At 57.2% G+C, this 11295-nt stretch carries 8 protein-coding genes and 1 tRNA gene; 7 read left to right on the forward strand and 2 right to left on the reverse strand.

Going from position 1 to position 11295, the window contains the following annotated elements; translation table 11 throughout:
* Window positions 1–99: 99 nt before the first annotated feature.
* Window positions 100–1389 (reverse strand): nucleotide sugar dehydrogenase, encoded by a 1290-nt coding sequence (locus tag NX782_RS17605; RefSeq protein WP_258846783.1) that lies wholly within the window; start codon window positions 1387–1389, stop codon window positions 100–102.
* Window positions 1390–1792: 403 nt separating this feature from the next.
* Here NX782_RS17605 and NX782_RS17610 point away from each other — a divergent pair, with 403 nt between their 5' ends.
* On the forward strand, window positions 1793–2836 hold the full coding sequence (locus NX782_RS17610) for a hypothetical protein (RefSeq protein ID WP_258846784.1): 1044 nt from the start codon (window positions 1793–1795) through the stop codon (window positions 2834–2836).
* Between the two features lie 13 nt (window positions 2837–2849).
* Here NX782_RS17610 and NX782_RS17615 read toward each other — a convergent pair.
* A tRNA-Arg gene (locus NX782_RS17615) sits at window positions 2850–2925 on the reverse strand.
* A gap of 181 nt (window positions 2926–3106) precedes the next feature.
* Here NX782_RS17615 and NX782_RS17620 point away from each other — a divergent pair.
* From NX782_RS17620 to NX782_RS17645, 6 genes are all read left to right on the forward strand, one after another.
* Entirely contained in the window at window positions 3107–4009 is a 903-nt protein-coding gene (locus tag NX782_RS17620) for a c-type cytochrome (RefSeq protein ID WP_258846785.1), read from the forward strand.
* Between the two features lie 257 nt (window positions 4010–4266).
* Entirely contained in the window at window positions 4267–6486 is a 2220-nt protein-coding gene (locus tag NX782_RS17625) for an RIFT barrel domain-containing protein (RefSeq protein ID WP_258846786.1), read from the forward strand.
* A gap of 291 nt (window positions 6487–6777) precedes the next feature.
* Window positions 6778–7980: a right-handed parallel beta-helix repeat-containing protein gene (locus tag NX782_RS17630; RefSeq protein WP_258846787.1), complete on the forward strand. Its 1203-nt coding sequence runs from the start codon at window positions 6778–6780 to the stop codon at window positions 7978–7980.
* Window positions 7981–8143: 163 nt separating this feature from the next.
* Window positions 8144–8557, forward strand: coding sequence for a GtrA family protein (locus NX782_RS17635; protein ID WP_258846788.1), 414 nt, complete (start codon window positions 8144–8146; stop codon window positions 8555–8557).
* Window positions 8542–9591 carry a glycosyltransferase family 2 protein gene (locus NX782_RS17640; protein ID WP_258846789.1) on the forward strand — a complete coding sequence of 350 codons (1050 nt, stop codon included), beginning with the start codon at window positions 8542–8544 and terminating at the stop codon, window positions 9589–9591. Before NX782_RS17635 ends, NX782_RS17640 begins: the two co-directional genes overlap by 16 nt.
* A gap of 38 nt (window positions 9592–9629) precedes the next feature.
* The gene (locus NX782_RS17645) at window positions 9630–11282 is read left to right on the forward strand and encodes a 6-pyruvoyl-tetrahydropterin synthase-related protein (protein WP_258846790.1); all 1653 of its coding nucleotides are present in this window, start codon (window positions 9630–9632) and stop codon (window positions 11280–11282) included.
* Window positions 11283–11295 lie beyond the last annotated feature (13 nt).

The following is an 11295-nucleotide window of genomic DNA, read 5'->3' on the forward strand; positions in this document are numbered from 1 at the left end:
GCGGGCTGATGGCCGAAACGGGCCCGCTGGGTTGCCACCTGCGTAGGCCGGACAGCCGCGTGGGCGCGGCCGCGCAGGTGGCGTCAGTTCTGGTACGCGTTACAGGCGCCAGACGCAGTAGCCGGCTTCGCTGATCGCCTTCGGATCGAACTGCGACTTGACGTCGATGAAGCAGCCGTTGTCGTTCAGCTTGGACTGGAAGTCCAGCAGCGAACGCGCCAGCACTTCCTTGTGCGGCACGGCGACGACCAGGGCGTCGGCCTTCGGCAGGTCTTCCCAGCGTTCCAGCTTGATGCCGTATTCGTGCTGGGCTTCGTCGGCTTCGGCAACCGGGTCGTAGACGTGCACCTCGCAGCCGTAGGATTCCAGTTCGTGGACGATGTCCGCCACTTTCGAGTTGCGCAGGTCCGGGCAGTTTTCCTTGAAGGTCAGGCCAATCACGTTGACCTTCGAGCCCTTCACGTGGAAGCCCGACGAGATCATCGACTTGACGGTCTTTTCGGCGACGAACTTAGCCATGCCGTCGTTGATGCGGCGGCCGGCCAGGATCACCTGCGGGTGGTAGCCGACCATCTCGGCCTTGTGGGTCAGGTAGTACGGGTCGACGCCGATGCAGTGGCCGCCCACCAGGCCCGGACGGAAGGGCAGGAAGTTCCACTTGGTGCCGGCGGCCTTCAGGACCTCCAGCGTGTCGATGCCGACCTTGTCGAAGATGATCGCCAGTTCGTTCATCAGGGCGATGTTCAGGTCGCGCTGGGTGTTCTCGATCACCTTGGCGGCTTCGGCCACCTTGATGCTGGACGCGCGGTACACGCCGGCCGTCACCACCGATTCATACAGCTTGGCGATGCTGTCCAGGGTTTCTTCGTCGTCGCCGGACACGACCTTCAGGATCGTGGTCAGCGTGTGTTCCTTGTCGCCCGGATTGATGCGCTCCGGCGAGAAGCCAACGTGGAAGTCTTCCATCCACTTCAGGCCCGACTCTTTTTCCATGATCGGAATGCAGACTTCCTCGGTGGCGCCCGGGTAGACGGTCGACTCGAACACGACGATCGCGCCGCGTTTCATGTGCTTGCCGACGGTCTTGCTGGCGCCGGCCAGCGGGGTGAAATCGGGGTTATGGGCGATATCGACCGGGGTCGGCACGGCGACCACAATGTAGTCGGCTTGGGAAAGCAGCGATGGATCGGTGGTCACTTCCAGGTGTTGCGCGGCCTTTAGCTGCTCGGTCGACACTTCACCGGTCGGGTCCACGAACCGTTTGTAGTTCTCGACCTTCGACACCGACAGGTCGAAACCAATCGTCTTCGCTTTCTTGCCGAACTCTACGGCTAGGGGCAGGCCAACATAGCCCAGACCCACTACTGCCACGATCTCATCTGCTTTCATATTACGTTCCGTTTATAGATGGAATTTTACTATTATTTAATAGTATTAAGACAACATGTGACACCAAGCAATGCTGGCCACTCTGTTGCGCCACAACCAAAATGTCTTAAGAAATATCAAGAAACCAACAAGATAAATGAGACCGGTTTTCCCGTCACGCGCTATCCCGCACTCCTTCTCAGATACGCTTGCGTCGTCGAGATTAGGCTCTACACGGGCCGCATGCATACCGTCCAGCTTCACTCATGGCCCAGATGCAATTTTAGCATTTTCGTAAAATCAAGTTTTTCTTTGCGGCTATTGTGCGCGCCTTGTTATGGCGCCGTATTCGCCATCGACGAGAATAGCATCAGGCTACGACTTTAACGTAGAATAATTTACTCGTTTTCAATATTTTCCCAACATGTACAACAACATTGCCCCCTGGACAGTTGCGATCATCGCGGCCCGTGAATCCATCGATATCTTGACCCGCTGCATTACGGCAACGCTGGCAGCATGCGCCTCCAATGGGGCAGTCATCGATGTTGTCATCAATGGCAATGCAGACCTGGCCGAACAGACTGCCGCACTGGTCCGGTCCGGCGCCCTGGAGCAAGGTCCCAGCAAGGTGCGCGTCTGGTCGATCGCAGTCGGCGATAAGGCCCATGCCTGGAATCAGTACGTGCACCACATCTGGCCCGGCAGCGAAATCGCTTATTTCGTCGACGGCTATGTGGCGGCTCGGCGCGACGCCTTTACCGCCCTGAGACGACGACTTGCCGAGTCTCCGGAAGCGCTTGGCGTGACCGGGGTGCCGAGCGTCGGCCGTTCGGCCGCGAAAGCCCGTCAATACATGATTCAGCACGGCGGCTTCCAGGGCAATATGCATGCGCTGAGCAGCGAAGCCATGGTCGGCATCAGGGAGCGCGGCCTGCGCCTGCCGCTGGGGCTGTACCGAACCGATTCGCTGGTCGGCGCTCTGCTGCTGCTTAAGCTGGCGCCAGAAAGTGTGAATTGGGAGCCGAAGCGCATCGTCGTGGCGGCCGACGCCACTTGGGACATCCCCGGCCACGTCCCCTTCGCTTTCCGTAACATCAAAGCGCAATTCAAACGCATCCTGCGCCAGGCCCAGGGCGAACTCGAAAACCGCGCATTGCGCGAACACATGACAGTGCAGCGCCTGCCTGCGCAACAGCTGCCGGAGACGGCGTCCGAACTGGTCAACCAGTGGATTATGGCTCAGCCACAGCAGGCCAGAGCGCTCCTGAAGCGACCGACCTGCCGGTATGCGGCCTATAAATTACGAGATCAGCGGGACTGGTCGGCAGCGAAACTGCCGTTGCGGCTGCTGCATGGCAGCGATGGATCGGAGGACTCTCAAGAGCTTGATAGAAGTTCTGGGACCGAACTCCGCTCACCAATAGAGAGCGGTATTTCAACGGCAGGCGTTTCGGTAAACCAGTGATCTCCTAAAGAAGTGGCGCGGCTGGCGGGGATCGAACCCACGACCCTTGGCTTCGGAGGCCAATACTCTATCCACTGAGCTACAGCCGCGCAGGAGTGATGCGAAGGATACAGAGTTTCAAGCGCCACGTCTATGGAGAGCACGTTGCTGTGGGAGAAATTGCGTTTCCATTAAGTTGTTTTCGATCTATAATCGGCCGGTTCGAGCCATCTGTCGTAGAGGTTGGACCAAGTGCCGGACGCAGCAGGTTTTTTTATTTATAAGGAAATCATGAGCGACGCAAACCACAGTGAGCACCAGTCTTTCATCAGGACCCCCAAGCAGTTGATTGCAGCAGTAGCAGGATTTTTCCTGGTCATTGTTATCGGCATCATCTTGTTAGTGGTCTTCGTCACCAATCACCCTCGGGCTGGAGCAGGTTCGGACGGACAGAATGCCGAGGCAACCGCTGCGCGCCTGCGCCCCGTTGCTGAGGAAGGCTTTGTGCTCAAGGATATGAATGCACCGAAGGTCCTGCAGAACGGCCAAGCTGTCTACACTGCAGTTTGCGCTGCCTGCCATGCCAGCGGCGCAGCAGGCGCACCGAAGCTGGGTGACGGCGGCGCTTGGAGCGCCCGCATCGCACAAGGCTATGACACTTTGGTCCAGCACGCTGTCAATGGTATCCGCGCTATGCCTGCCAAGGGCGGCAATCCGGACCTGGACGATATCGAAGTAGCCCGCGCCGTCGTTTACATGACCAACCAGAGCGGCGCCAAATTCAAGGAGCCGGAAGCGCCGGCCGCCAACGCCCAGGCTGGCGCCGCTGCGCCGGTAGCGGCAGCGGCACCTGCTCCCGTTGCGCCGGCTGCGGCCCCTGCTCCGGCGACTGCTGCGGCAACGGCTGCCGTTCCCGCTGCCGCAGCCGACACTGCACAGGCAAGCGCAGCAGGCAAGACCTTGTACAGCTCGGCTTGCGTGGCCTGCCATGGTACCGGCGTCGCAGGGGCGCCGAAGTTCGGTGACAAGGCCGCATGGGCGCCGCGTATCGCGCAAGGCACCAATGTCCTGTACGAGCACGCCATCAAGGGCTTCCAGGGTAAAGCGGGTGTGATGCCGCCGAAAGGCGGGTCAAGCGCCCCAGACGCCGATGTCAAGAGCGCCGTCGACTACATGGTGGCAGCTGCGAAGTAAGCCGCCCCATCGCCAAAAAGGCCGCCTTCTAAAGGCGGCTTTTTTTCGGCTGAAATATTTCAGGTTGGCAAAAAAATAGTTTTTCGACATTTAAACCGAACAATATTTGTTATAGAAGGGAAAATATTTCGTTGCCTCAGGGGGACATTTCACAAAAAAACCGTAATTTTTCCGTGCGTCATTAATTTCTGTCGGGTAACCTGTTTCGTACAAAAAGAAGATATCCATTGAAACAGAGCTTAATCAGGGAAATTAAGATGAAATTCCATCACCAACTCTCGACGCTTCGTCGTCTCTCCGTTATTGCATGTTCTGCTGCTCTGGCCGCCTGCGGCGCCGGTAGCGACCAATCCCAGAATTCTTCCGTCACCCAAAGCGCTGGCATGCTGAGCAGCTCTGCTTCGTCTAGCCTGGCTGCCAATGTACTGAACGGTCCGATCACCACGACTGTCCCTCCAACGACTTCAATGCCGGCGTCAGTCGTTGGCACTGGAATCACCAGTATCGGCATTCAGAATACTGGCACCGCTGCTCAGACTAATGTGCCGCTCACTTTCGGCCAAGTATTTGCCGTCGGTCACCTGCAAGCAGGCGAGCAGCTGACCGGTCGCCTCGACGATGGCTCCACCGTGCCACTGCAAGTTGACGTCAAGGCCAAGCATACTGACGGTTCAGTGCGCCATGCCGTGATCTCGGCGGTGCTGCCTAACTTGGCCGCTAACGTCACCCGCACTATGAGCTTGGTCAAAGGTGGATCTGCACCCGCTGGTAGCACCAGCATCGATGCCTTGCTGCGCAACGGTTTTAGCACTTCCGTGCACGCTAAGATCGGCGGCGTTGATTATTATGCATCCGCCGACGAGCTGCTCAAGAGCACCAAACCCACCACTTGGTTGAGCGGGCCGGTTGCTACCGAGTGGCAAGTCTCAGCACCATTGCGCACGAGTAGCGGTGCCGAGCATCCTCATCTCTCGGCACGTTTCGCCATTCGCTGGTATGCAGGTGCAAATAAAGCACGTGTCGACGTTGTCGTCGAAAACGACTGGGCATATGAGCCGTCCCCGCAGAACTTTACCTATGACGCAAGTGTCATCGTGGGTGGGAAGGCGGTCTACAGTAAGGCATCGATGACCCATTATCACCATGCTCGCTGGCGCAAGCTGTTCTGGTACAACACTGTGGAGCCGACGGTGAACCTCCAGCACGACACGACTTACCTGATCAATTCACGCGCACTGCCGAACTATGATCGGAGTGTCGTGATTCCTGAAACTACTTTGGCAGGTTTCAAGAGTAAATGGACCGGAGCGATCACCGAACCGATGGCTGTTGGCCTTGCGAATCCTAGCATGCCAGGTACTGGCGGTCGTATGGATATTGGCTTACTGCCGGGCTGGACTGTCGCTTACCTCTTGAGTATGGACAAGCGTGCGAAAGACGTGACGTTGGGCACTGCCGACCTGTCCGGTAGCTGGTCTTCACATTATCGCGACCGCAAGACAGGGTATCCGATCAGTGTGGCAGATCACCCATACATGACCGTCTATGGGCAGCGCACTGACACTTACAACAAGGCGATCGGCCAGTATGAAGCCTTCCCAGCATGCGCATCCTCCTCGGCCTGTGCTTCGCCAAACGTTCATGATCCGGCGCACCAGCCAAACTTTGCATATGTTCCTTACCTCGTTACCGGTGATTACTATTATCTAGAAGAACTGCAGTTCTGGGCGATGTGGAATTCGTTCCAGTCGAATCCGTCATATCGTCAATTTGGTAAGGGTTTATATAAGAATGAGCAGATCCGTGGTCAAGCTTGGGCCTTGCGTACAGCGGCGGAAGCAGCATACGCTACGCCAGACGGCAATCCATTGAAGGCCACGTTCTTGAACATCGTCAACGACAACTTGGATTTCTATAACACGACCTACACCAACGCTTCGGGCGCGAATGCGCTCGGTGCGCTGACCGACAGCCATGCATTTGCCTATAATAACGGCAGAGGCCTTGCGCCATGGCAGGATGACTTCTTTACCTCGGCAGTTGGCCATACCGCTGAGCTCGGCTTTACCAAGGCAGACGCCCTGCTGGCCTGGAAATCGAAGTTCCCAATCCTGCGCGTGACTGGTGCTGGAACTTGCTGGATCGACGGCGCTATCTACGCCTTGAACGTACGTGATTCGTCGAACAGCCCGATTTATAACACGATCGCCCAGACTTACACGGCCAGCCACACGGCAGACATTTTGGCTTTGCAGTGCAACAGCTCAGAAATGGCAAGTAAGCTCGGCCTGAAAGTGGGCGAAATGAAAGGTTACGCGTCTTCGACCGAAGGTTATCCAGCAAACATGCAACCTGCGCTTGCTTACGCTGCGACAGTCGGCGGTTCTGCAGGCAAGAGTGCTTGGACTGTGTTTGCCAACCGTAGCGTTAAACCAAACTACGGTACCGGACCGCAGTTCGCCATCGTTCCGCGCTAATTCTAATTACGCTTGAAGCCGAGTTACCGCCAGTCGGTACCTCGGCTTTTTATTAACTTTTTATGTGACTTAATGTCGCAATTTAGCAACTACCAGATTTTTTTTCTGTAACATTCACACTTGGTACAGGAGGAATTTTCATAGTGAAACGCAACTCATATAATTTCATTATTACAACAATTATGTTACATATGGTTACTTAACATAATTCATTACGTCATGTAATTTAACCGTTGTGTTTCCGAGAAAAATTGTTTCGATAATGAACAAAGTTTGGGTTTAAGGATATTCATGCAACGTTATCAAATCAAATCGTCGTTTCAAATCCGTTTGACCACCCGCTGTGTCCCGGCAATACTTATCGGATTGGTATTCACTTCTTCTGCTGTAGCCGCCACGCTCCCCGTCGGCCCAGGCAAGACTTACGCGAGTCCCTGCAAAGCCTTTGCTGTCGCTAAGAGCGGCGACGTGGTCGAAATCACCGGCAACACCACCTATAGCGGCGACGTCTGCGGCATCGCTGCCAGCAACCTCACGATCCGCGGCGTGAATGGCCGTCCGAAAATCAATGCAAACGGCAAAAACGCCATGGGCAAAGGTATCTGGGTCGTTTCCGGCAACAACGTCACCGTCGATAACGTCGAGATGTACGGTGCTAAGGTCGCCGACAAGAACGGCGCCGCACTACGGCTCGAAGGCACCGGCTTCACGCTACGTAACGCATTCCTGCACGATAACGAGAACGGCATCTTGACCGGTGTGAACACCGCTAGCAACATCCTGATCGAGTACAGTGAATTTGGCCATAACGGCTACGGTGACGGATACAGTCACAATCTGTACATCGGCAACGTCGGTAGCCTGACCTTCCGTTACAACTATTCGCACGATGCGAATGTCGGCCACAACCTGAAATCGCGCGCACGCGTCAACACAATCGTCTACAACCGCTTCTCGTCCGGCGTTACAGGCAGCACCGCGATTGGCAAACCGAGCTACGAGATCGACCTGCCGAACGCTGGCACCAGCTATGTGATCGGCAACGTGATCCAACAACCGGCAAGCCACAGCAACCCGACTATGCTGGCTTATGGCGAAGAAGGCGCGAGCAACCCGGGGAAAGATCTGTACGTGGTCAACAACACCTTCCTGAACGACGACAGCTCGCGCGGTACCTTCGTCCAGATCGGCTCGGGCGTGACCACTGCGGCTCTTCTGCAAAACAACATCTTTGGCGGTACCGGTACCCTGACCACCCAGACCAGTGCTGTGCAGAAAACCAACTACCGTTCGGTGTCGCCGGGCTTCGTGAACCGTTCGGCATGGGACCTGCGTCCGCTGGCTAATACGCTTGTGACCAATGCCGGTTCGGTGCCGGGTAGCTCGAGCGCTGGTGTATCTCTCAAGCCGGTTGCGCAGTACAAGCACACCGCCGCCGGCATGGCGCGCCCAGTACTGGGCGCCTTCGACATCGGTGCTTACGAAGCGCAGTAAGCACGGCAGACACAGCATTTGCGCCTGAACGTAAATAGAAAAGAGCCGCTCCATTGGAGCGGCTCTTTTCATTTGTGGTATTTAGTCACGCATATTCACTATTTACACGTAATAAACTTTGCCCCATGTTAATATAAAGTTATTTTCTCCGTATTTACCTGCCATGCTTAAACCTTCCCAGCCTTCCTACAAGATTCCATTGATCAGGAATCTTGGCATACAGTTCACGAAATTCGTGGCGGCTGGCGGTGCAGGCACTGCGCTCCATTACGTGATTCTGATCATGCTGGTGTCGCAGTTCGGTGTTCCGGCAGGCAGTGCCGCTTTCGTGGGAGCGACCGCCGGCGCTTGTACGGTCTATCTGATCAACAGCCGCTATACCTTCGACAATCAACATAGCCATGCGCGAACCCTGCCTCGTTTTGCCCTGATGGCCATGGTTGGTGCTGTGCTTAACGGCATGCTGGTGGCGATGCTCAGTGCTGCTGGCCTGCATTTTCTGCTAGCCCAAATAATCGCCACCGTCGCGATTCTCGTCATCAATTTCACCGTGAGTAAATTATGGATTTTCCGGTAGCCGACCAATTGCAGGCCGCGTCCTCCCATCCGGCGTTGGCACCGCGCGCGCCGGGTGCGATGCCGAGTATTTCCGTCGTCGCCCCTGCTTACAACGAGCAGGAAGTGCTGGGTGAATTCCACCGCCGTGTGAGCGAAGTCATGCGCAGTATCGGCTGTGACTATGAGATCGTGCTCGTCAATGATGGCAGCCGCGACAACACTCTGGCGCTGATGCATGCCTTGCGGATCGCCGATCCGCATGTCACCGTGGTCGACCTGTCGCGCAACTTCGGCAAGGAAATCGCTCTCAGTGCGGGCCTGGACCATACCAAGGGCGAAGTTGTCATCGTGCTCGATTCGGACCTGCAGGATCCGCCGGAATTCATCCCCCAGATGCTCGACATCTGGCGTGAAGGCTACGACGTGGTCTACGGCACACGCACCGTTCGCGATGGCGAAAGCTGGTTCAAGAAGACCACGGCAAAATACTTTTATCGCCTGATCAAGCAGGTCAGCCGGGTAGAAATCCCGAAGGACACCGGCGACTTCCGCCTGATGTCGCGCCGCGCCGTGCAGGCACTGTCCCTGCTGCGCGAAGAGCACCGTTTCATGAAGGGCCTGTTCGCCTGGGTAGGTTTCCCATCAAAACCCTTCCTCTACCGGCGCGACCCGCGCGCAGCCGGCGAAACAAAATGGAACTACTGGAAGCTGTGGAACTTCGCGATCGAAGGCATCACTTCATTCACGGTCGCCCCGCTGAAGGTGTCCACCTACCTCGGCTTGTTCGTCGCCGTGCTGTCCATGGTGTATGCGCTATTCGTGATCTGGAAAGCGATGATGTACGGTGACCCGGTGCGCGGTTATCCGTCCCTGATGGCGGTGATCCTGTTCCTGGGCGGCGTGCAGCTGATCTCGGTGGGTCTGCTGGGCGAGTATGTCGGCCGTATCTTCAACGAGGTCAAGCGCCGGCCGCTATATCTGGTCAACCGCCTGCTCGGGTCGGAACTGGCGGGCGAGTACTCCAATGACAGTCATCGGGAACAGCGTCCATGACAACCAGACGTGCTTCGACCGGAGGTCTGGCTTGCCTCATGCTCTTCATTGGTCTGATGTGGCTGTATCCGCTGTTGACCCTGCGCCTGACCGACCAACACGACATTCCGACGCACCTGCGCTGGGCAGAGCAGTTTGCTGACGCACTACGTGACGGCCAGTTACTGCCGCGCTGGGCGCATGCCGCCATGCTTGGTCTGGGTGACCCGAGCTTTGTGTACTACCAACCGCTGTTTTACTACATCACCAGCAGCTTCGCTCTGCTGGGCATTCGATCTGAATACGCGCTATTGCTGGGCATCATGGTTCCCTACATGCTGCTGGGTGCGATCGTATACCAGACTTTCCTCAGCCGCTATTCCGGCCAGATAGCGCTGGCTGGTGCCGTCTTCGTCGTCGCCGGGCCTCTGCTGTACTTTCTGCCAACTAACCTGGGCGCCTTTCCCTGGTTATTGAGCGTGCCGTTTGCGCTTTTATTCGTTTCCGAAAGCATCCGTGACCGGCCACGTGTGACGCGCTTGGGGATGCTGTTGTGCCTCGTTTGCCTGAGCCATCTCCTCAGCGGTCTCATCACGCTGTGCGCGACTGCGCTTGGACGGCTGATGTTCGCGTTCCCAGCACGCCGCACCTTGCGCGGCCACCTTGACTGGGGTGCGGGCGTGCTGCTGGGGCTGGCTTTGGCGGCATTCTTCATCTACCCTGCCGTGACCCAGCTGAAACTGATTACTCCCGCCGGCTGGTCGGAAAGCGAGCACATGTGGGCGCGTGCTTTCGTTTTTCCGATTGCACATGCGCGTGATGGCCTACGCTGGGCGGCAATCCAATGGCCGCTCGGACTCGTCACTCTGGGAACGATCGTGTTGAGCATCTTTCCCTGGCACACACCAGCCAAGCCCATGCAGATACTGGCACGTCGTCTCTCGCTAGTGGCGTTGGCCGCGCTGCTGCTGTCGACCGAGCTGGCCTATCCGCTTTACGCCTATATCAAGCAACTGCGGATGCTGCAATATCCTTACCGCTTCATATTCATCGCTGCAGTGCTGGCCAACCTCTCGCTGGCAATCCACATTGCCGAAGGCGCCTGGACACGTTGGGGTAGGACGGCACGCATTGCGGTCGTGCTATTGGTGGCGATCCAATGTGCTCTCACCGGCTTCCTGCAGCTCGGACTATACCGCAATGGCGTCCAGTTGCCGGCCCGCGATACCTTCATGGTGGGCCGTTTCGGGCAGCCGGAATACCAGCCTGCCGTGCGTGGTCCGCACTGGACTCAATGGGTAGCAGACGGCAAGCTGGAGGGCGAATGTCGCCGCCTTCAGATTTATTGCGATGCGCTTGTCAAGCGCACGCATGCGTTGTCTGTTGTCATCGAGACGCCGCGCCCTGTCAGCGTACGCCTGCCCGTCTTTGCCTTCCCTGCCTGGAGCGTGACGGTGGACGGCCAGCCGCAAGCATTGATCGCGGATCCGGATACTGGCTTACCCCTGGTAAAGCTGGGTCCCGGGCGTCACCTGGTGGCGTTGCGCTGGACTGGCACAGCGGCCGACACAACAGGCCGGATTGTCAGCCTGGCGGCGCTCGCCGCGTTGCTTGTGCTATTAGCAATCAGGTACAGGTCCCGCCGACGTTCTGCGCCGGCGAAGGGTTCCGGCACTGTCCGTGAGACTGAAGCGCTAGCTTCGGACAGCTAACGGGCAACGAAAC

This window comes from Massilia norwichensis (assembly GCF_024753245.1).
In the GTDB taxonomy this organism is placed as follows: domain Bacteria; phylum Pseudomonadota; class Gammaproteobacteria; order Burkholderiales; family Burkholderiaceae_D; genus Telluria; species Telluria norwichensis.